Annotated in this window: 21 protein-coding genes; 4 read left to right on the top strand and 17 right to left on the bottom strand. The window is 36.7% G+C overall.

Annotated features, from left to right (window positions below):
• Positions 1 to 24: 24 nt before the first annotated feature.
• The 6 genes from OCV53_RS07650 to licT form a co-directional block, all read right to left on the bottom strand.
• Positions 25 to 960 (bottom strand): type I phosphomannose isomerase catalytic subunit, encoded by a 936-nt coding sequence (locus OCV53_RS07650; RefSeq protein WP_055197474.1) that lies wholly within the window; start codon positions 958 to 960, stop codon positions 25 to 27.
• 35 nt (positions 961 to 995) lie between these two features.
• Positions 996 to 1,388 (bottom strand): DUF956 family protein, encoded by a 393-nt coding sequence (locus OCV53_RS07645; RefSeq protein ID WP_022375036.1) that lies wholly within the window; start codon positions 1,386 to 1,388, stop codon positions 996 to 998.
• Between the two features lie 158 nt (positions 1,389 to 1,546).
• A complete protein-coding gene (locus tag OCV53_RS07640; RefSeq protein WP_022375037.1) occupies positions 1,547 to 2,461 on the bottom strand; it encodes a PTS system mannose/fructose/sorbose family transporter subunit IID in 915 nt (304 codons plus the stop codon).
• Positions 2,462 to 2,481: 20 nt separating this feature from the next.
• Positions 2,482 to 3,279, bottom strand: a complete 798-nt coding sequence (locus tag OCV53_RS07635; protein ID WP_009264440.1) for a PTS mannose/fructose/sorbose transporter subunit IIC — start codon at positions 3,277 to 3,279, stop codon at positions 2,482 to 2,484.
• Positions 3,280 to 3,311: 32 nt separating this feature from the next.
• Complete coding sequence (locus OCV53_RS07630; protein ID WP_055197472.1) at positions 3,312 to 4,295, bottom strand: PTS sugar transporter subunit IIB; 984 nt, start codon at positions 4,293 to 4,295, stop codon at positions 3,312 to 3,314.
• 224 nt (positions 4,296 to 4,519) lie between these two features.
• Positions 4,520 to 5,350: a BglG family transcription antiterminator LicT gene (gene licT, locus OCV53_RS07625; protein ID WP_055197470.1), complete on the bottom strand. Its 831-nt coding sequence runs from the start codon at positions 5,348 to 5,350 to the stop codon at positions 4,520 to 4,522.
• 432 nt (positions 5,351 to 5,782) lie between these two features.
• Here licT and OCV53_RS07620 point away from each other — a divergent pair, with 432 nt between their 5' ends.
• Positions 5,783 to 6,637, top strand: coding sequence for a YihY/virulence factor BrkB family protein (locus OCV53_RS07620; RefSeq protein WP_022375040.1), 855 nt, complete (start codon positions 5,783 to 5,785; stop codon positions 6,635 to 6,637).
• A 57-nt stretch (positions 6,638 to 6,694) separates the two neighbouring features.
• Here the strand turns inward: OCV53_RS07620 and OCV53_RS07615 are convergent, their stop codons facing one another.
• On the bottom strand, positions 6,695 to 7,915 hold the full coding sequence (locus tag OCV53_RS07615) for a 6-phosphofructokinase (RefSeq protein WP_022375041.1): 1,221 nt from the start codon (positions 7,913 to 7,915) through the stop codon (positions 6,695 to 6,697).
• A 204-nt stretch (positions 7,916 to 8,119) separates the two neighbouring features.
• Here OCV53_RS07615 and OCV53_RS07610 point away from each other — a divergent pair, with 204 nt between their 5' ends.
• Entirely contained in the window at positions 8,120 to 9,892 is a 1,773-nt protein-coding gene (locus OCV53_RS07610; RefSeq protein WP_055197467.1) for an aminopeptidase P family protein, read from the top strand.
• 68 nt (positions 9,893 to 9,960) lie between these two features.
• Here the strand turns inward: OCV53_RS07610 and OCV53_RS07605 are convergent, their stop codons facing one another.
• Entirely contained in the window at positions 9,961 to 10,794 is an 834-nt protein-coding gene (locus OCV53_RS07605; RefSeq protein ID WP_055197466.1) for a substrate-binding periplasmic protein, read from the bottom strand.
• 145 nt (positions 10,795 to 10,939) lie between these two features.
• On the opposite strand from OCV53_RS07605, the gene sigG reads away from it, so the two are divergent.
• Positions 10,940 to 11,716, top strand: a complete 777-nt coding sequence (gene sigG / locus OCV53_RS07600) for an RNA polymerase sporulation sigma factor SigG (RefSeq protein WP_022375044.1) — start codon at positions 10,940 to 10,942, stop codon at positions 11,714 to 11,716.
• Positions 11,717 to 11,730: 14 nt separating this feature from the next.
• Here sigG and OCV53_RS07595 read toward each other — a convergent pair whose 3' ends face one another.
• From OCV53_RS07595 to rpiA, 3 genes are all read right to left on the bottom strand, one after another.
• The gene (locus OCV53_RS07595; protein WP_055197461.1) at positions 11,731 to 12,678 is read right to left on the bottom strand and encodes a magnesium transporter CorA family protein; all 948 of its coding nucleotides are present in this window, start codon (positions 12,676 to 12,678) and stop codon (positions 11,731 to 11,733) included.
• A gap of 87 nt (positions 12,679 to 12,765) precedes the next feature.
• Complete coding sequence (locus OCV53_RS07590; RefSeq protein WP_055197459.1) at positions 12,766 to 13,731, bottom strand: Gfo/Idh/MocA family protein; 966 nt, start codon at positions 13,729 to 13,731, stop codon at positions 12,766 to 12,768.
• 13 nt (positions 13,732 to 13,744) lie between these two features.
• On the bottom strand, positions 13,745 to 14,365 hold the full coding sequence (gene rpiA, locus OCV53_RS07585) for a ribose 5-phosphate isomerase A (RefSeq protein ID WP_022375047.1): 621 nt from the start codon (positions 14,363 to 14,365) through the stop codon (positions 13,745 to 13,747).
• 135 nt (positions 14,366 to 14,500) lie between these two features.
• On the opposite strand from rpiA, the gene OCV53_RS07580 reads away from it, so the two are divergent.
• Complete coding sequence (locus OCV53_RS07580; protein WP_022375048.1) at positions 14,501 to 14,809, top strand: hypothetical protein; 309 nt, start codon at positions 14,501 to 14,503, stop codon at positions 14,807 to 14,809.
• 69 nt (positions 14,810 to 14,878) lie between these two features.
• Here the strand turns inward: OCV53_RS07580 and OCV53_RS07575 are convergent, their stop codons facing one another.
• The 6 genes from OCV53_RS07575 to OCV53_RS07550 all read right to left on the bottom strand — a co-directional run bounded on the left by OCV53_RS07575 (position 14,879) and on the right by OCV53_RS07550 (position 20,343).
• Complete coding sequence (locus OCV53_RS07575) at positions 14,879 to 16,204, bottom strand: fibronectin type III domain-containing protein (protein WP_147340813.1); 1,326 nt, start codon at positions 16,202 to 16,204, stop codon at positions 14,879 to 14,881.
• Positions 16,205 to 16,250: 46 nt separating this feature from the next.
• A complete protein-coding gene (gene hslO / locus OCV53_RS07570; RefSeq protein ID WP_055197458.1) occupies positions 16,251 to 17,132 on the bottom strand; it encodes an Hsp33 family molecular chaperone HslO in 882 nt (293 codons plus the stop codon).
• Positions 17,133 to 17,143: 11 nt separating this feature from the next.
• A complete protein-coding gene (locus tag OCV53_RS07565) occupies positions 17,144 to 17,878 on the bottom strand; it encodes a class I SAM-dependent DNA methyltransferase (RefSeq protein ID WP_055197456.1) in 735 nt (244 codons plus the stop codon).
• Positions 17,879 to 17,887: 9 nt separating this feature from the next.
• Positions 17,888 to 19,450 (bottom strand): cardiolipin synthase, encoded by a 1,563-nt coding sequence (gene cls, locus OCV53_RS07560; RefSeq protein WP_055197454.1) that lies wholly within the window; start codon positions 19,448 to 19,450, stop codon positions 17,888 to 17,890.
• Between the two features lie 103 nt (positions 19,451 to 19,553).
• Positions 19,554 to 20,111, bottom strand: a complete 558-nt coding sequence (locus OCV53_RS07555; RefSeq protein ID WP_055197452.1) for a thiamine phosphate synthase — start codon at positions 20,109 to 20,111, stop codon at positions 19,554 to 19,556.
• Positions 20,112 to 20,136: 25 nt separating this feature from the next.
• Positions 20,137 to 20,343 carry a small, acid-soluble spore protein, alpha/beta type gene (locus tag OCV53_RS07550; RefSeq protein WP_022375054.1) on the bottom strand — a complete coding sequence of 69 codons (207 nt, stop codon included), beginning with the start codon at positions 20,341 to 20,343 and terminating at the stop codon, positions 20,137 to 20,139.
• Between the last annotated feature and the right edge of the window lie 38 nt (positions 20,344 to 20,381).

The raw sequence follows: 20,381 nt of genomic DNA, 5'->3' as shown, positions 1-20,381 counted from the left end.
TATTAATATATTCTGTCTATAAGATTACAATGTAGAGATCATTATTTCCATTGTACCATCAAAAATAACTTCTTTCTGATCAGAACAAATAACAAAATGATCTCCTTTTTTCACTTTATTTTCTTCTAATGTTCCAGATCCTTCCGTAATACTTACCATCATAAACGGATTGTCATTTTGAATCACATTTTTACCAGTCAACTCATAACGATCAACTTTAAAAAATTCACTATCAACATATCTTGTTTTTATACCATTCTCAAGAGTTGTCTGAAGAAATTCTTTGTTCTGATCTATGTTGGCAGGTACATTTGTTACATCGATTGACTGCTTTACATGAAGCTGTCTTTCATTTCCATCTGCATCTTTTCTATGGTAATCATAGACACGATATGTGACATCTGAAGACTGCTGCGCTTCATAGATTAAAGATCCACTACAGATCGCATGTAATGTTCCTGATGGAATGTAGAAGAAATCTCCCTCTTTGATCTTAAATGAATTTAATAGATGTTCATAATCATCATTCTCAATTGCTTTTATAAACTCTTCTTTTGTTTTTGCATGATGTCCCATCACCATTTTTGTTCCTTCATCTGCCTGAAGTACAAACCAACATTCTGTTTTTCCAAGAGAATTTTCATGTTCTTTGGCATAAGCATCATCTGGATGCACCTGTACAGATAAATCATTTTTGGCATCAATGATCTTTACAAGTAATGGAAATTGATTTCCTTCGATATTTCCAAATAATTCTCTGTGATTTTCAAACAGCCAAGATAAAGTTTTTCCTTCGTATTCTCCATCCGCAATTGTACAATCTCCGTTTTTATGTGCAGAAATCGCCCAACACTCTCCTGTATGGTCACTTGGAATATCATATCCATAAATATCTTTTAATTTTGTTCCACCCCAGATCATTTCTTTAAAAACCGGATTCATTCTTAAAATATGTCCCATAACAGCCTTCTCCTTTTTCATCTTGTAACCAAAAGTTACTTTTGTTTTTTGATCTTCACACTCTTCTTAGATGGCATAAAATTACGTTTTAACACATCAAAGAAGCTTAAAGAACGTACAAGACGCTCGGATGGTATATATTGGTTGATCGCACGCAACACTTTCTTTGGTTCTTTGGACGCAAAAGAATAAGTTCCATTTTTCTTTGTCTGAATCGCGTAACGTGGAATCTTCTTTCCTTTAAACATCACAGATGCGATCACATAATCAACTTCTCCCCATGGAATCTGAATATAATCATTGACATTTCTTGTATTAAAGAATTCAAATCCTTTATCTCCAACCATGATCTTTCCATAGTTTGTAAGTCCCTGATAAGACGTTGCCTCTACTACAACATCGACTCTTGTATTAATTGATTGTGCCATAAGCCCTCCTTCGTTTCATATGTTCTCTTTGTTTATTTTATACAATTTTCTTTGCTTATACAAGATGACTTTTTGTCTATTTTATTTATATAAACTTTCTTCTTATATAAGCAAAAAGCCCGGACATCCGGGCCTTTTGTATATGTGCTTGATCATTCTTATAATAATCCAATAACGTGTCCAACGATACCAACGATGAATAATGCGATGATAATGATGATTGGAGAAACGTTTTTCTTTAATAACCACATGCATAACAGTGTTAACAGTAATGGTACAAATCCAGGAATCAGGGAGTTTAAGTTGTCCTGAAGAGTTGTAACCTTCGTTGGATCAAGTGCCATACCGGATGCCTGCTGTGCTAATGCAGTTTTGATTCCTTCAGCTCCTGCTGGAAGTTTAGCCCAATCGATATAAGCTCCTTCACTTAATGTAACTTTAGATACAACTGGAGTAAAGTTGATACTTACCCAACGTTCGATCAATGCACCAAGGACGAACATACCAAGGATAGATGCTCCTTTTGTAACTTTCTGAAGTAATCCACCAGATAAGTCTTCTGTGATCTTTGTTCCTACGTTGTAACCAAATTCCTGTGTATACCACATAAATGCCCAACGGATAACGTTCCATAATACGAAGAATAAAACTGGACCAAGGATGCTTCCACCCATTGCAAGAGAAGCTCCTAAAGCTCCAAGGATAGGTCTTGCTGTGAACCAGAATACTGGATCACCAACACCAGCTAAAGGTCCCATCATTCCGACTTTAACACCCTGGATCGCACTGTCTTCTACAGGTGCTCCGTTTGCTTTATCTTCTTCCAGAGCCAGTGTAACACCAATTACTGGAGATGCTACATAAGGATGTGTGTTGAAGAATTCCAGATGACGTTTTAATGCTGCAATCTGATCTTCTTTGTTTGTGTATAATTTCTTGATAGCTGGGATCATTGCGAAACACCAACCACCATTCTGCATACGTTCATAGTTCCAAGAACCCTGAAGGAAAGTAGAACGTAATGCTACAGATAATCTATCTTTTTTTGTTAATTGAACTTTATTTTCTGCCATTTTTCTTACCTCCTTCTTAATCAATAATCATTTAAAATATCGCCTAATGGGTCACCAGTATTGCTTCCACCGTTACCAGATCCTGCATTCTCAGACAGTTTCAGGTAAATCAGTGCCATAGATACAGCGATAACACCTAATGCGATCAGTGTTAAGTCTGAAACAGCAGCCAGACAGAAACCAATTGCGAAGAAAGGCCATACTTCTTTTGTAGCCATCATGTTGATAACCATTGCGTAACCTACGGCTACGACCATACCACCACCGATGGACATACCATCTGTTAACCATGCTGGCATACTATTTAATGCTGCAGCTACGGCAGATGATGGAATTGCAAGTAATGCTGCTGCTGGGATCGCGATACGGATACCCTGTAAACAAACTGCAATGATATGCCATGCTTCTACACCTTTGAAGCTACCTTTTGCAGCAGCTGCATCCATCTGATGAACACAGATAACGGAAAGTGTACGAACGATCATTGTTAAGAATAATCCTGCTACTGCTAATGGGATTGCTACTGCGATGGCAGTATCAACACCAGCTCTTCCCTGTCCACCTTGAACAAGAATGATTGCAGATGCAACGGCTGCTAATGCAGCATCTGGGGCAACGGCTGCACCGATGTTAGCCCATCCTAAAGCGATCATCTGAAGACTACCTCCAAGGATGATGCAAGGAACAAGCTGTCCGGTTACAAGTCCGATTAATGTACAAGCTACTAATGGCTGATGGAACTGGAATTCATCCAGGACACCTTCCATACCAGCCAGGAATGCAACGATAACAACTAATACCATTGAAATAACTGACATGATAATTCCTCCTATATATTTTTATAAATTGATTATTTAAGTTCTGCTTTCGCTTTCTTAAGCATTTCGTCCATGTTTTCTGGAGAATCGCTTGGTACTTTACGTACGTTAAATGTAACACCTTTGTCGATCAGTTTCTCGAAAGTTTCTACATCTTCTTTACCCATTGCAACGGCTTTTGTTACGACAACTTTACCTGTTGAATGAGCTAATGATCCTAAGTTGATCTCTTTGATATCAACTCCACCTTCGATTGCTTTTAATACATCCTGAGGTGTTTCAAACAGAAGCATTGCTTTTGTTTCACCGAATCTTGGATCTTTTGCTACTTCGATCATCTTCCAGATTGGGATAACGTGAGCTTTTACTCCTGGAGGTGCTGCCTCAATGATCATTCTCTTACGAAGATCATCTTTTGCTACGGCATCAGATACAACAATGATACGGTCTGGGTTTACCATCTTTGTCCATGTTGTAGCCACCTGTCCATGTAATAAACGTGTGTCGATACGAGTAAGACCGATCTTAATGTGACCGTCTCCAAGTACTGTTCCTTCTGGGATTGCTCCCTGAGGTGCTGCTGCAGCAGCTGGTGTAGCTTCTTCTTTCTTAGGTTCAAGAGATTCTGGATAGATTCTCACACCTTCTTTTCCGCTTCCGGAAATCTGAGCTGCAACTTCATGTGCTGTGTCCATTGTCATACGAGAAGCGTATGCATCAATCAACATTGGAAGATTTAATCCAGCAACGATTGCCCATTTGTCCTCATGTCCGGCAATTAATCCATTTGCCTGGTTAAATGGAGTTCCACCCCATAAATCAACCATAATCAGCACTTCATCCTGGTTTTCGAATCCGGCAATGGCATCTTCCATCTGTTTCTTGATGTCTTCTGGTCCCATGCTTGGCTGTAATGTACAAGCCGCAACATTCGGCTGGTCACCAAAAATCATGGATCCAGACTGTAAGATACCCTTGGCGAAATCACCATGTGTAGCAAGAATAATTCCTACCATTTTTTTATTCCTCCTTTTCTATATTTTCATAAGCTAATTAATTATATATTTTATAAGAAATTCTTATAAATAAAAAAAACTGATTCAAATCCGCAAATTCCCATCATCCAAATCTCCCCGCAAAAATATATTCACGAAGAAACCCGGACTTTCTGGAAAATCCATGATTCAAATCAAGTTTAGCCTGCATTACCAGTAACAATCCTGATCAACAATATAAACTTTTATCTTGTAGTAACTCGCTTGATATGTACGGTTAAATACATAAGTTCTTCATCTGTAATATCATGATTGCAAGTCTTCTTCACATAGTTCTTAATTTCATCTACGCATTCAATACATTCGTGATACTTATTCCTTATGATCTCTTGGAATTCTGTATCATCACTTCTTACTTCCTTGCCCATATAAACTCTCTGTGCAAAGAACTTTAAATGTGTGATAAATCTCTCATAGAAAACAGATTCCTTATCGATCTGTTCTCCAAAGTGTTTATCCACAATCTTTAAAACATCGTTCACAAGCTTCGTCATCGAAACCATCTCTGTCATATCCAGATCAAGTTCTGCATTCACAATATGTAATGCGATAAACGCTGCTTCATCCTGTGGAAGCGTCACTTTCAATTCTTTCTCGATCATACCGATCGCTACTTTCCCGATCAGGTACTCCTGATAATAAAACTTCTTAATCTCCCATAAAAACGGATTCTGGAACGGCACTCCCATCTCCACTCTCTCAATTGCAAAATTGATATGGTCGGTAAGTGAAATATAAATATTATCATTAATATTCTTCTGTAATGTATCCTTCGCATATTGAATGATCTTATTACAAATCTTCACTCTCTCGATTGGGATATCAGTTAACATCTCCTGAAAACGCTGTGTCATACCATGGTCTTTCATGACGTAAGTCTTCTCAATCTGACTTGTCTTGATCTCATCTCCCTTATGTTTCTGAAAACCAAGGCCCTTACCCATCAGCACGACTTCTTTATGATTCTTGTCTTCTGAAATTACAATATTATTATTTACAATCTTTGTAATCTGCACAACCTTACCTCATACTCTCCAGCGGAAAGACTTTAGTCTTACCAGCTGCACATTTCACAAAAAAATAAACCGTACTTATATGCTTCCACTTTCCCTACTGTGAAATTCAATAAGTTGGTTTAGCCTGCACTACCAGTAACAATCCTCCTCATAATCTCTTGTTAACTTATATTTATATTTTAACAAGGTCTTTTTACTTTGTCAATAGAATAATTTAAGAATTTTTTTATAATTTGTTTATTCTTTTTAAATAATTATAATTTCTTTTTTACTCTGATAGGAACTATACCACATATTTATTCTCTATGCAATATGTCTTTTTGCATATTTATGATATTTCTTAAAATCCAAATCTCAGATCTATAGAATCCAAACCTTGTACAATCGCTTGAATTATGATATTATGAGGTATCAATTACGAGGTATTAAATTATGTTAAAATTAATTTCCATGATTGGATCGATCATAGATAAAGCACAGCGAGATCACGTAACTGCGTTCTCTGCACAGGCCGCTTTCTTTACGATTCTTTCATTTTTTCCGTTTATGATCGTAGTACTAAGTCTTACAAAGTATTTTCCGATCACACCAAATGATATGATAGAACTGGTTCTTACTTATCTGCCACCCAAATACAGTGGAATGCTCGTACCGATCATAAGATCTTTAAACGGAAAACTTACAACAACTTATATGTCGATCACAATCCTTACTTTATTATGGTCTGCATCGAAAGGAATCTTGTCTATGATGACAGGACTTAATACCATTCATGAGATTCCTGAGAAAAGAAATTATTTTGTTTTACGATTTATTTCAAGCATCTATATCGGACTTTTAGCCATTGCCGTATTATTTGGATTAATCCTTTTACTGTTTGGTAATTCTTTATTGCTTCAATTATATCGATTGGAACCTGTGCTTGAAAACAAACATGTTTTTTTCGCAGCTATCCGATTTTTACTTGCATTCTTTACATTTATGATTGTTTTCATCATTATGTATCGTTTTCTGCCAAGTGAAAACTTTAAGACAAAGGAAATTCTTCCTGGAGCATTGTTTAGTTCTGCTGCATGGTTAGTATTATCCTTCTTCTTCTCAATGTATTTTGATAATTTCTCTTTTTTCAGTACCATGTACGGAGGACTTACAAGTATCTTACTGACTTTGTTCTGGTTGTATTTTTGTATGATGATGCTTTTTATCGGAGCCGAGATCAATCATTATTTTATATCCCAATCAACTAAAAGCAAGAAACAATCTCATATTCCTTATGAAATCAGATAACAAAGATCCGAGATGCTGCACAACAAACAGTATCTCGGATCTTATTCATATATCTAACTATAAAATAAAATGCCTTGGCACTCCATTCTCATATGGTATTTGCACTTCTCCCTGAATTAGTGGTTTTAAATATGTAAGCAAATCATCTTTAATGTCATTGCCTTCTTCATTGATCCATTCCATCGGTACTTTTTTCTCAAAGTTTGCGATCTTAGACAAATCTGCTAATTCAATTTCTACCTGATATGGATCATCACAAATTCTCTTTAATGCAGACATTTTTCCGCTTTCCCCACGGATCGCACTAACCGCTGCAAATGCTCCAAGATTTCTTGATTCAATGATATCTGTTTCGCTTAACATATATCCAGCACATCTTTGAAGAATATTTAATTCTACAGATCTTACTTTGCATCCGATCCTATTACCTACTAAACCTTCTAGATATTTTCCGATTCCAGATAGATATTTATGTCCAAACGCATCTTCTTTCCCAGATTTTGTTTCCTCACCAACATAATGTCCTGTGGCATCTTTCACGCCTTCACTGACTGCCACAATAATATTATTCTCTTTCTCAAGTGCTTTGTTAACGTCTTCGATGAATTTTTCTTCATCAAATACTTTCTCGCACAGATAAATGAGTTGTGGAACTCGTCTTTCTTCTGTTCTTGCAAGTGCTGAAGATGCCGTCAGCCATCCGGCATTTCTCCCCATGACTTCTACGATCGTTACAGATGGTACATCGTATACAAAGCAGTCACATGCAATTTCTGTAAATGCTGTTGCAATAAATTTAGCAGCAGAACCGAATCCAGGACAATGATCTGTCTCTCCAAGGTCATTATCAATCGTCTTTGGTGCTCCCATAACTTTAATATCATCTATGTTATTTTCTTTGCAATAAATGGATAACTTATATACAGTATCCATCGAATCATTTCCACCTGTATAGACAAAATATCCTATATTATTCTTTCTTAAAATGCGAATGATCTCCTCGAATTCTTCCGCATTTTCTTTCGGATCTTTTAGTTTCCAGCGGCATGATCCCAACGCTGCTGCTGGTGTTACAGAAAGCAGATCTCTTTTTTCTTTTGTGTCACACACCTCATCTAAATTTACAAAGTTTTCATTCAGTACTCCTTTGATTCCATTCCGTGCTCCATAAACATGTCCCACCTGATCACTTGCAATTCCTGCGTCGATCACACCTGTGATCGTAGCATTAATTGCTGCAGATGGTCCTCCTGACTGGGCAACTAGCATATTCTTCATAGTTTTCTCCTTTATACTTTTATATTTGTTCAAAGTGATTATACATTATCTCATTTGTTCTTTTCAACTTTTTTGAGTGAAATAATGCTCACTCCCCATTTCATTTTTCTTTACGAATTTTTATCAATCTACTATAATTAATATAAACATGCACTACTGATAATTTTTACAGTGCATTAAATATGACAAATGGAGGTATTGATCATGAATACAAATTTTATGAAACTTCGTGATATAATGAGAACTCAAAACGTTACATATTATCTCGTTCCGAGTGAAGATCCTCATCAATCTGAATATGTGGATGATCATTTTAAATGTAGACAATATATTTCAGGTTTTACTGGTTCTGCCGGCACTTTTCTTGCAGGTTCCAATGAAGGATGGCTTTGGACCGACGGACGTTATTTTACGCAAGCCGAACAACAGATTTCTTCTGATATCACTTTAATGAAACAAGGTGTTTACGGTGTCCCTACAACTCTTCAGTTTCTGGAGCAAAATCTTCACCCAAATGATGTTCTTGGAACAAACGGGCTTATGATCTCTGCTTCCTACGGAAAGAAAATTGCGAAACTTTCCAAAAAATGTGGCTTTGATTTTCGTTTTGATCTACATTTTGTAGAGCATCTATGGGCAGAAGATAATCGTCCTGCAATGACAAAAACTGTGGTTTACCGCCACGATATCAAATACAGCGGAGAACATACTGATTCAAAGCTTGAACGTGTGCGAAAGAAAATATCTGCAGCAGGAGCCGATGCCTTTTTTCTTTCCTCACTTCCTGATATAGCATGGTTATTTAATCTGCGCGGTGAAGATATTGCCTGTACTCCTTTATTTTATAGTTACGCATGGATCACAATGGATAAATGTTTTCTATTTTTAAGAAAAGACTGCATTTCCGCTGCTGCTTTCAATCGTTTTAAAGAACATGGAATTCTGGTCCGCGATTACAGTGAGATCGACTCTTTCTTAAAAGACCAGCACACAAATGTTTTGTTAGATCCAGATCTTACTAACTATTTTCATTATAATCTTTTATTTAAATGTAAGATCATAGAAGATAAAAATCCTACCGAACTTATGAAAGCTGTCAAAAATGAAACGCAGATGGAGCATTTAAAGGAATGTCACATCAATGACGGAGTTGCCATGACAAAATTTATGTACTGGCTGAAAAAAAATGTCGGAAAGATTCCTATGACAGAACGATCAATTTCTGACCATCTGGAAGCAGAACGCAAAAAACAGCCTGATTATGTCGGATTAAGTTTTGAAACTATTTGTGCATACAAAGATCATGCTGCTATGATGCATTATCAGTCTACGGAAGAATCTGATATTGCTGTAACTGCTGAAGGAATGCTGCTTATCGACTCTGGCGGTCAATATTATGGCGGTACAACTGACGTTACACGAACCTTTATCCTCGGTCCGATTTCTGATGAAGAGCGAAAATATTTTACATTAGTATTAAAATCTATGCTCACGCTTGCTGATGCTAAATTTCTTTCAGGATGCCGTGGCAGCAATCTTGATATTCTTGCAAGGGAACCTCTCTGGGAAGAAGGTGTTGATTATCGTTGCGGAACCGGCCATGGTGTTGGATATTTTCTAGGGGTTCACGAAGGGCCAAATGCTTTCCGCTGGAGATCAAACCCAGAAAATCTTGATGCCGTATTGCAACCTGGAATGGTCATCACCGACGAACCCGGTGTCTATGTTCCTGGCAAATATGGTATTCGTACAGAAAACATGCTTCTTTGCAGGAAATGGCAGCAAAACGAATATGGAGCTTTCCTTCATTTTGAACCTCTGACTCTTGTGCCAATCGATTTAGATGGCGTTGACCTTTCATTATTCAACGATAAAGAGAATCAACTTCTTCGTGATTATCAGCAATTAGTATATGACAACCTTGCTCCTCATCTTGAAGAAGATGAAGTTTCATGGCTTAAAACCTTATTACTTTAAACTCCAAATTTTATTTGTATAAAAGAAAAGACGGACATGATCTTCATTGGTCCGTCTTTTCTATTCTCCTATTCTTTTGTCTTGATCCACTGCTCTTTTATCTTCTGATAACTTCCATCATTATTCAGAACCTGCAGTGCTACATTAAATTGATCCAGATACTTATATCCTTTCGCAAACATAATACCATAATTACTTTCTTCAGAATTAAGCTGTTCATCTAACACCTCAAGATTCGTTGTGTCTTTATGTGTATTCATATATGACTGAATTCCTGATGCATCATAGATCGTCGCTTCAATCTTGTCTGCCTCAAGATTTTCAAACACTTCTTCTGCCGTCTTATATACCTTGATCTTATTGCCATCCTCTGCGAGATATTCTTTCGCATATTCTTCACTGGAAGTTCCCTCAACAACGCCGATCGTCATATTTTTTACATCCTTCCGGTCTGTAATGTCCGCATTCTTATTGACTACGATCTGAAGATATGTCTCATAATATATATCTGTAAACGAATAATCTCTCTGTCTTTCATCTGTAATTGAAATTCCTGCGATTGCAAGATTGATTTCCTTATTCTTTATCTTCTGTTCAATCTGCTTCATACTAAGCGGATAAAGCTTATATTCAAAGCCAAGATAATCGCTGATCTTATCTAACAGATCTATATCAAATCCTACAATCTTCTTTTGCTCTTTATCGTAATATGAAAATGGAGCCATATCATTTGACACACCAACTTTCAATGTCATATCTTTCATGGTTCCCTGTACTTTGTCTGCTTGTATAACTTCTCGTTTCACTTCTTTTTGCGTATCTTTCTTCTGCCATGGCATATTGCATGCACTTAAGCAAAATATAAGACTTCCCATCATGATTGAAGCTAATATCTTCTTCATCTTTACTCTCCTTTGATTGTATTTATCCTCATGATAGCACCGGCAAAATCATAAGTCAATTTTCTCTTCCATTTTTTTCAACGTATAAAATCTGCTGATTCCGTACATCATTTTATTAAACGAATCACTAATGGAGGAACTTATTATGGCACGAAATAAAGTGGAAATCTGCGGTGTTAATACTTCTTCTCTTCCTTTACTTTCCAACGAAGAAAAAGAAGCTTTATTTGAAAAGATCGAGCAGGGTGATAACAACGCCAGAGAACAATATATCAAAGGAAATCTACGTCTTGTTTTAAGTATTATCCAAAGATTTTCTTCCAGCGGGGAAAATGCAGATGATCTCTTTCAAGTTGGCTGTATCGGGCTTATGAAAGCTATTGATAATTTTGACCGTAATCTGAATGTGAAATTTTCTACTTATGCCGTTCCAATGATCATCGGAGAGGTAAAACGTTACTTAAGAGACAATCATAGTCTGCGTGTCAGCCGTTCCCTTCGTGACACTGCTTATAAAGCGATCAGCACAAGGGAATCTCTTACAAAGAAATTAAATCATGAACCAACAATTGATGCCATCGCAAAAGAAATTGATATGAAAAAAGAAGATGTCTTGTTTGCCCTCGATGCCATCGCAACCCCTCTTTCTCTTTATGAACCAGTGTATCAGGATGGCGGCGATACGCTTTATCTGATGGATCAGGTAAAAGACAAAAAAAACAAGGAAGCTGTCTGGGTAGAATCCATTGCATTGAAAGAAGCTATGAACCATCTTCCAGACCGCGAATATGATATTATAAAAATGCGTTTCTTCGAGGGCAAAACTCAAACAGAAGTTGCAGATGAAATTTCTATCTCACAAGCACAAGTCAGCCGTCTTGAAAAAAATGCACTAAAGCAAATGAAGAACCACCTTGCGTGATTCTTCATAATCCATTATAAAATATTCTTCTTTTTCAGGATATATACAGCGATCAGGCATACAATAACTGAAAATATAGAAATTGCAGCAAATCCATAAGTCTTCGTCGCAAATGGCATTCCTGCCACGTTGACATTCATTCCATAAAGTCCGGAGATCATCGTTGGCAATTCTAGTATGATCGTGATCGCTGCAAGGAATTTCATGACCTGATTCAGGTTATTATCAATGATCGATCCAAACAGTGACATTGTACTTCTTAAGATATTATGATAGATATCCGTCATCTCCATCGCCTGCTTATTCTCAATGATAACATCCTCTAACAGTTCCTGATCTTCTTCATAATGTCTTAAGCCAATATGTTTCCTTAATTTCTCTAATACCACTTCATTTGATTTCAATGCGGTTGTAAAATACACAAGACATTTTTCCAGATCATAAAGCTGAATTAAATCTTGATTCTGATATGTCTCATGCAGAAGATCTTCTACCTGATTTGCTCTCTGATCGATCACGCGTAGATAGTACAAAAACAGTGCTGCATTGTTATACAGTATCTGATAGACAAATCTTGTCTTCATATAGGTATAAAAATTCGATACAAGACCATCTACAAACTGCTTTAAAATATTTGTCTGCTTTAGACATACCGTAAATACGATCTTCCTGGTAATAAAAATTCCCAATGGAATCGTCTCGTACCATTTTTTCCCATTTTCTTCTTCCACAACAGGAATATTCACAAGAATCATCGTATAGTCATCTTCATTCTCTAATCGGGAGCGTTCTTCTGTATCCAGTGCCGCTTTCAGGTCATCCATATCGATCTTATAATCAACCGATATACTCGTCAACTCTTCCATTGTCGGATCTGTGACCATTACCCATGATTCCAGTTCAATATGATCTAATTCTTCTAATTCTTTTTTACCTTCATAATTCTTATAAATCTGGATCATCTTATCGCTCCTCTCCGTTTTCATACTTATTAAGTATAACCGATAAGAAAAGCTCCGTCTAGTCAAATCCTTAGTTTTATCTATTCTTTACTCAAACGGATATTTCATTCCCCACTGCGTTTTAACACTTGTTAAAATCTTCATAGTATCTCTTGTGATCTCTGGATTATCATCACTATATTCTCCACCGACTGCAGCTTCCATTGCTTCTACTTCATATTTCAATGCATCTTCTGTCTTTCCTGCTTCAACTATTTCTACTTCTCCAGTCTCTGTATTTGTGATCGTTGCCTTACATGCTCTTGGATATTCATATACTTCAATATATCCTTTATCTCCTGTCACAACTCCTCGTTTTGGCTGTTTGGCACGAAGTGTCAGACACATAACTACCATCTCACCTTTTGTATTCTTCATAATGATTCCTGATTGTTCATCAGCACCTGTCTCTAGATATTCAACTGTTGTAAGGATCGTATTTGGTATTTCACTCAAAAATGTTCTTGCAAATGATGTCGCATAAACCCCAATATCTAATAACGCTCCTCCTGCTGCTTCTAATGCAAAAAATCTATTTGTAGAATCATATCCTTTATTACTTCCAAAATTAACCTGAACCATCTTTGTCTTTCCAATGGCTCCTTCTTTGATTCGTTCTTTTAGTTTCTTATATAATGGCATATGAGAGATCGTCATCGCTTCTCTTACAACAACGTGCTTTTTTTCAGCAAGTTTTAATACTTCTTCTAACTGTGCTGCATTGACAGTAATTGCTTTTTCACATAAGACATGCTTTCCTGCTTTGACTGCTTGCATCATATTTTCATAATGTCTGCTGTGTGGTGTTGCGATATAAATGATATCAATCTTCTCATCAGCAAGCATTTCTTCATATGTCTTAAAGACATGTTTTACTCCATAAGTCTCTGCAAATTTTTCTGCTTTTTCCAAAGTTCGATTGCTGACTCCGTAGATTTCATGCCCCATCTTTATAAACGTTTCTGCCATCTCATTTGCAATTGTTCCGCAACCTAAAATTCCCCATGTACTCATCTTTCTTTTCCTTTTATCTCTCGATGATCTTGATATCATCTGTTCCTGCTACAACTACCTTAGCTGCTATCTGATAAAATAGCGATATCTCAATAACTCCTGTGATCTGTTTTAAGTCTTGATCTAGTTTCTTAAGATCACTGATTCCTTCAAAATACAGTTCCAGCAATTTTTCATTTCTCTCTTTTACTTTTGCTCCAAGTTTTTTTGCTTCCTTTGTAACATAACTTGCTGCCTCTGGCACAATTTCAAGAACAATCGGTACTTTACAGTCGAGTTTCTCTACAACCTTTGTCTCATCCACAAGTAATACATACTCTTGTGCCATCTTTGCAATAATCTTCTCTTTTGTATGAATCCCACCACCACTTTTATATGCATTCAGGTTTTGATCTACTTCATCACATCCATCAAATGCTATAGTCACATCTTGGGCCTCATTAATATCTATTACTGTAATTCCAAGCTGTTTGCATACTTTCTTTGTCTGATCAGATGGTGTTATAGCTTCTATAGCTTTTCCTGCTTCTTTGATATATTCACAAAGATAGCTGATCGTCTCCCCACCTCCAAGTCCGATCGTACCATGATCTGGCACCAGTTCAAGGGCTGCTTTTGCACACAAACGTTTCATCTTGCTTTCCTCCTTGTTTGCAAAATTTTATTTTACAATATCATATTATCACGAAATTTTATTTTGTCAATCCTGGATTGCTTTTTTCTTTGATTCAGTATAAAATAATAGAAAAAAGAAAGGAGTTTTTTCGTTATGAAGAAAACATTCAAAGACCTTTTTAAATTAGCAACTGCACTGGCTACAGTCGCTGGTATCGCATACGTTGCCCGTGATCAGATCAAAGCTATTATCGATAAAGTCAAAGAAGTATCAGGAGATGATATTGATGATGATTTCGATGAAGATTCTTTTGATGATGACTCTTTCGACGAAGAAGAAATCTTCCACGAGCCAACAAAGGATGACCGAGACTATGTTTCCATCAATATCACAGAAAGCAATGATAGTGCAGACGAAGAAGATGAAGCAGGGGAAACTCCATCTACAGAAGACGAAGAGTAATATAATTTAAGTGCAAAATAAAACAGACAGCTGAGTATTGATGACCAACTGTCTGTTTTATTTTATACTTTATCTTTTTGTTTTGATTTTCTTTACATATCCATAACTTCCATATGCTTTTCTTGACAATGTCTTTGTCTTTTTCTTCGAGGTCTTATAGCTGTATTTCACTGTACGATATGGACGAATCTTATAATAATATGTTTTTCCTCTTTTCAATCTCTTATTTGTATAAGAACTTGTTTTGGATGATACCGTCTTGATCTTCTTATAACCAGATGATTTTCTTGTGGAACGATAGATCATATAGCCGCTGACCGGTGTTGAAAGCTTTTTCCATCTTAATTTGATGGTTGTTTTTGTCTTTTTGTAAGATGTTATCTTTACTTTTCCGGCCGGTTTCACTGTCGCATGAAATCCCAGATAAATTGGGTCCATCGCACCGCCGATCACACATCCCTGTCCGTTATCTCCAATCCCATTTTCATAAGTCTTTCCATTGACATTTCGATATTCTACGGAAAGATCATCAAAGATCACGTCTGCCGTTGAAATCTTCTTCTGACAATAAGCTTTTGCCAGTTGTGTTTTTAATGACTTAAGATAAGAGGACTTGCATACTAAAGTGACCGTATTTTTCTGTCCCGGATTGCCATTTTTTGCACCAATCGTGATCTTTCCATTTGTAAATGTGAAACTATTATTGGTTTTTGTCTTGTCATTGTCCATATTCAAAAGGAAATTTTTAAGACCATATGTACCGAGCGCCTTATATGTGTAAGAAACCTTTGGATTCTTTGCGTAAACATCAACGGTTCCTGATACCTTATAATAGTCTTCCAGATCATAGTTGTATTTTGACGTTCCAGACCATGGACTCAATGTATGAAATCTTGGTGCATCATGTTCATCTGTAAGAGCTGGTGTGCTGTACGCAAGCGGAATCTTTTTAAGAATCGTTCCATCTGCACCTTTAACCAGTATCCTTGCATTGAAATTAAGTCCAGTTTTAACTGTCTTGCTTGAAAAATTAGCTTCAATCTCTGCTTTATTCTTTGCCCTACTCTTAATCGTCAGTTTGATGTCTTTCTTTCCAAGTCCGTTATCTGTGGATGTATCCATCTCTGCCGTGATATGACTTAAATCTCCCGTCTCTGTTGTCAATGTAAAACATCTTGGATTCGGCAGATAAAGTGTCTGATCGTAATATCTTGCCAACGCTGACAACGTATATACTGTGATCTCATTTCCATCCTCATCCGTTGATGTATATGGCTCATCCTGATCTGTAAGTTTATTGCATGTTATCTGAATCCCATCATCTTCTGCAGCAGATACTGGTATCGTTGTAAACAACAATGTCATGCTCATTAAAGCCACTAAAATCTTCTTCATTGACATCATCCTCTCCTTCTGAATCTCTGCGATTCCCTTGCGACAATTAATGTGTTGCCTCTTCTAACATTCTCTTTAAGTCGTCAACGCTGTAATGATAATGTGTATTGCAGAAATGACAGTTTACTTCAATCGGCTCTCCATCATCGATCATACTCTGAATCTCATCCTTTCCAACAGAAATCACTGCTTTTTCTACTCTTTCTTTGGAACAGTTACAATGAAACTGTGTTGGAACTTTCTCATAAATCTTCATATCCATATCACCTAAGAGATCTTCCATCATCTTCTCTGGTGTATGCTCATGTTCTAAGGCATAAGTCACAGACTTAAATTCTGCGATCTTCTTCTCTAGCTTACTGATCGTCTCTTCTTCGGCGTACGGCATCATCTGAATGATAAATCCGCCTGCCTGACGAACTGTGTTATCTTTGTTCATTAAAACCCCTAATGCTACAGATGTCGGGATCTGTTCACTTGCTGCAAAATAATAAGTTAAATCTTCTGCAATCTCTCCAGATACTAAATGTGTCTGTCCAGAATATGGCTCTTTTAAACCGATATCTTTAATAACTGTTAAAACACCAAGATCTAAAGCCTTTCCAACATCTAATTTACCTTCTTTGCTTGGTGGAAGCATGACACCTGGATTATTGACATATCCCTTCACATTTGCCTTGGAATCTGCGGTAACCGTCAAGCCGCCGATTGGTCCACTGCACTGAATCTGTAATGTGATCACATCACTATCATTCTTGCACATACTTCCCATCATGGCTCCTGCTGTTAATAATCTTCCAAGTGCTGCTGTCGCTACCGGACTTGTATTGTGTTTCTGTCTTGCTGTTTCTACGACATCTTTTGTGTATGCAGCAAAGAAACGTACCTGATCATTTGCTGCTGTTCCTCTGATAATATAATCGTTCATCTTTTTCCCTTTCAGTTTGCAATAAAATATAATCGTTGTGTATCTTCTTTTACCTCACCCATCGTTTCTGCATCCAGAACTCGAATAGTTGAAAATCCTGCTTCATGAAGAAGTCTCGTAATCTCCCCTTCCTCATAAGCCTTTTGCAAATGTAATTCTTCGTACTTATTATATGTACCTTCCTCATTCTGAATAAACAGACTCAGCTGATATTCATTGATCCTATCTTCTTCATCATAGAAATTATCCCAGATAAAACTTGCATCTTCACGGTCTTCCGCAAATGTATTGCATGCAAGAATTTCTTTGTATTTGTAATGACTGTTCATATCAAATATAAACACACCATCTTCTTTTAAAAATCTCTTAACCCTTCTAAATGCTTCTTTTAGATCATCTTCCTCAAGAATATAATTCATACAGTCACAAATACTTACTGCTGCATCAACCTGTTGTGGAAGTTCTAAAGATACCATATCCTGTAATACATACAAAATATGATCATCTTCTTCACTCGCTGCGATCTCCAGCATATCCATAGAGTTATCAACAGCTGTTACCTGATATCCTTCTCTGGCAAGTCTTCGTGACATTTTTCCTGTTCCGCACCCAAGATCTAATACTTGTGCAGCTTTTTTTATCTTATATTCTTTAAAAACATTTAAAATGTTTAAAAGCCATTCATCATATGGTGTCTGATCCATAAATTCATCATACACCCTTGCAAAATCTTTGTAACTTTCCATCTCATCCTCTTATAATAATGGGGCCAGTAATCTCAACACACTTTGTGCCAATGTCTTTTTTAAACTTCCCTGACACATCTCCTTTGTGATCCTCTGGCTGATCTCAAATGTTTTCTCCATATCATGTTTTACCTGCATCACTGCATCGTTGTTATACATAAAGACGCCATTCTCAAAATGCAGATATAAACTTCGATAGTCCATATTGATCGTTCCAACGGTTGCCACTTTATCATCACTTGCAAAACATTTTGCATGAATAAATCCAGGCGTATATTCATAGATATGAATTCCTGCCTCTACTAATTGTCTGTAATAAGACTGTGTTAACCAGAATACCATTTTCTTGTCTGGAATTCCAGGAGTCACGATCTTTATATCTACTCCTCGTTTCGCTGCCAGACAAAGTGCTGTGATCATCTCATTATCAATGATCAGATATGGCGTATAGATATAAACATATTTGTTCGCTGTATTGATGATATTTAAATACACATTCTCTCCAACGATCTCATGATCTAATGGATTATCTGCATATGGCTGAATAAATCCTTTTCCCTGAAATGCTTCTTCATAATGCTTATGTGGCAAAAATGCACCATAGCCTTCATCTGTCTTACGAATTGCATTCCATACCTGTAAAAACATGACCGTAAAATTCCAGACTGCATCTCCGGTTACCTTAAGTCCTGCATCTTTCCAATATCCAAATCGCTCGATCTTATTAATATATTCATCTGCTAAATTAAGGCCTCCTGTATAGGCTGTGTGTCCATCGATCACAACAACTTTTCGGTGGTCTCTGTTATTCCATGCTGTTGATACAAATGGCTTGATCGGATTAAATGCCATAGCTATGATTCCGAAACGTTCAAGTTCTTTATAATATTTGTAAGGAAGAAGGTCCACACATCCTACGTCATCATACATAAAACGTACTTCAACCCCATCATTGACACGTTCTTTTAAAACTTCTAAGATCGTATCCCACATATAGCCTTTGGAAACAATAAAAAATTCCATAAAAATATAATGTTCTGCCTTCTTAAGGTCTTCAATCAATTCATCGAACATCTCTTCCCCAGACGGATAATACTTTGCATCCGAATTCTCATAAATTGGATACCCACCATACTGATCAATATATTTTGCCTGGCCTGCCACCTGATAATCTTCCTGTTCCAGATGTTCCATAACTCCATAATCCTGCCCTAGCAAAAATTCCGTATCATGAATAGATTTCTCCAGTTTCAAACGTAGTTTCTTCGCTGGCTGTTTATCTCCAAGGACAAGATATAAAAATCCTCCGAAGATCGGAAAAAGCAAAATTGGTATCGTCCATGCAAGTTTATATGCCGGATTATCATCTTTATTTGCAATATAGATCACCACAAAAATGCTGAAAATACGGAAAATCCATTCAATTATTTTGGAATATTCTCCGATCACAATAAACAAATAGGTCATCCAGATAAGCTGTAAAATAATCGCAACTGTAACAAACACCAGTCTGCGTAATAAAAATTTGAGAATTTTTGAAATTGGTTTTGTCAAATACTTTGTTATCTTCATCTTATGTCCTTACCTTCTTCAAAAGCTACTTCTTCTCATCTTAGCATAAATAAATTCCAATTTCAATTTTTTGTTCGATACTGAACAAAATCCTAACACAAAACTATTTCATAAATCCAGACATCATACAGCCACCTGCTGCCCCGCATTCCATGATCTGCTCGATATTTTTTTCATTGATCCCTCCAATTCCATAAACCGGAATATCAACTGCTCCTACAACATCTCTTAAAAAATCAAGTCCTCTTGGTGGCAAACCTTTCTTGCAATCTGTAGCAAACACATGTCCCGCGAACACAAAATCTGCCCCAAGCTCCTGTGCTTTCAATGCTTCCTCTGGTTTATGGATTGATGTACTGACGGATTCAAAATCCGTCAAATTTCCTGCCTCTTTTAAGAATACAGGATATGAAAGATGAATCTTTTTGATTCCAAGTTTTCTTGCAACATTGACAAAATTATGAATTGTAAGCGAAGCACTGTGATTTTCACAAATCTCCTGGCATTTCTTTGCAATCTCATAATAGTCTTCTTCTTTTAAATCTTTCTCTCTTAAAACAATTGTTTTAATGTCTTTTTTTGAGAGATCTTCCATCACATCAAAAAATGGACGTTTACATAAACTTCTGTTTGTTACTGCTATAAAACATGACTTGCTCATTTTAACTTCCCTTCGTATCTTAATTTCATTTCTCTTTCTGGTTTCTTTGTCTTATCTTACGATTCATGACCCCGCCAAGTCTCCCTGTCTCACTTGCTGACAATGACTTCCATCCACTTTTCTTTAGCTTGTCAAACAAACCAAGTTCTACGGCAGTCTCATATTTTAACCGCTCTATTTCATTCATTTCTTCCAATGTCTTTTCAATAAAATCTTTTTCCTTTGGCATCATGTTTCTTCCTTTCTGATTTGTCATTTATTCTTAGCGTA

The sequence above is a fragment of the Anaerostipes amylophilus genome, from assembly GCF_025567365.1.
Classification (GTDB): Bacteria; Bacillota; Clostridia; order Lachnospirales; family Lachnospiraceae; genus Anaerostipes; species Anaerostipes amylophilus.
This window is presented reverse-complemented; position numbering and strand designations above follow the sequence as displayed.

Coding starts and splice junctions, on each gene's coding strand:
- cls (WP_055197454.1), bottom strand. CDS start 19,450: ATGAAGATAACAAAGTATTTGACAAAACCAATTTCAAAAATTCTCAAA.
- OCV53_RS07550 (WP_022375054.1), bottom strand. CDS start 20,343: ATGATGCCAAAGGAAAAAGATTTTATTGAAAAGACATTGGAAGAAATG.
- OCV53_RS07615 (WP_022375041.1), bottom strand. CDS start 7,915: ATGAAGAATATGCTAGTTGCCCAGTCAGGAGGACCATCTGCAGCAATT.
- OCV53_RS07605 (WP_055197466.1), bottom strand. CDS start 10,794: ATGAAGAAGATATTAGCTTCAATCATGATGGGAAGTCTTATATTTTGC.
- hslO (WP_055197458.1), bottom strand. CDS start 17,132: ATGAACGATTATATTATCAGAGGAACAGCAGCAAATGATCAGGTACGT.
- OCV53_RS07595 (WP_055197461.1), bottom strand. CDS start 12,678: ATGATCCAGATTTATAAGAATTATGAAGGTAAAAAAGAATTAGAAGAA.
- OCV53_RS07590 (WP_055197459.1), bottom strand. CDS start 13,731: ATGAGTACATGGGGAATTTTAGGTTGCGGAACAATTGCAAATGAGATG.
- OCV53_RS07640 (WP_022375037.1), bottom strand. CDS start 2,461: ATGGCAGAAAATAAAGTTCAATTAACAAAAAAAGATAGATTATCTGTA.
- OCV53_RS07620 (WP_022375040.1), top strand. CDS start 5,783: ATGTTAAAATTAATTTCCATGATTGGATCGATCATAGATAAAGCACAG.
- rpiA (WP_022375047.1), bottom strand. CDS start 14,365: ATGAAACGTTTGTGTGCAAAAGCAGCCCTTGAACTGGTGCCAGATCAT.
- OCV53_RS07645 (WP_022375036.1), bottom strand. CDS start 1,388: ATGGCACAATCAATTAATACAAGAGTCGATGTTGTAGTAGAGGCAACG.
- OCV53_RS07565 (WP_055197456.1), bottom strand. CDS start 17,878: ATGGAAAGTTACAAAGATTTTGCAAGGGTGTATGATGAATTTATGGAT.
- OCV53_RS07610 (WP_055197467.1), top strand. CDS start 8,120: ATGAATACAAATTTTATGAAACTTCGTGATATAATGAGAACTCAAAAC.
- OCV53_RS07635 (WP_009264440.1), bottom strand. CDS start 3,279: ATGTCAGTTATTTCAATGGTATTAGTTGTTATCGTTGCATTCCTGGCT.
- OCV53_RS07630 (WP_055197472.1), bottom strand. CDS start 4,295: ATGGTAGGAATTATTCTTGCTACACATGGTGATTTCGCCAAGGGTATC.
- sigG (WP_022375044.1), top strand. CDS start 10,940: ATGGCACGAAATAAAGTGGAAATCTGCGGTGTTAATACTTCTTCTCTT.
- OCV53_RS07575 (WP_147340813.1), bottom strand. CDS start 16,204: ATGAAGAAGATTTTAGTGGCTTTAATGAGCATGACATTGTTGTTTACA.
- OCV53_RS07650 (WP_055197474.1), bottom strand. CDS start 960: ATGGGACATATTTTAAGAATGAATCCGGTTTTTAAAGAAATGATCTGG.
- OCV53_RS07555 (WP_055197452.1), bottom strand. CDS start 20,111: ATGAGCAAGTCATGTTTTATAGCAGTAACAAACAGAAGTTTATGTAAA.
- OCV53_RS07580 (WP_022375048.1), top strand. CDS start 14,501: ATGAAGAAAACATTCAAAGACCTTTTTAAATTAGCAACTGCACTGGCT.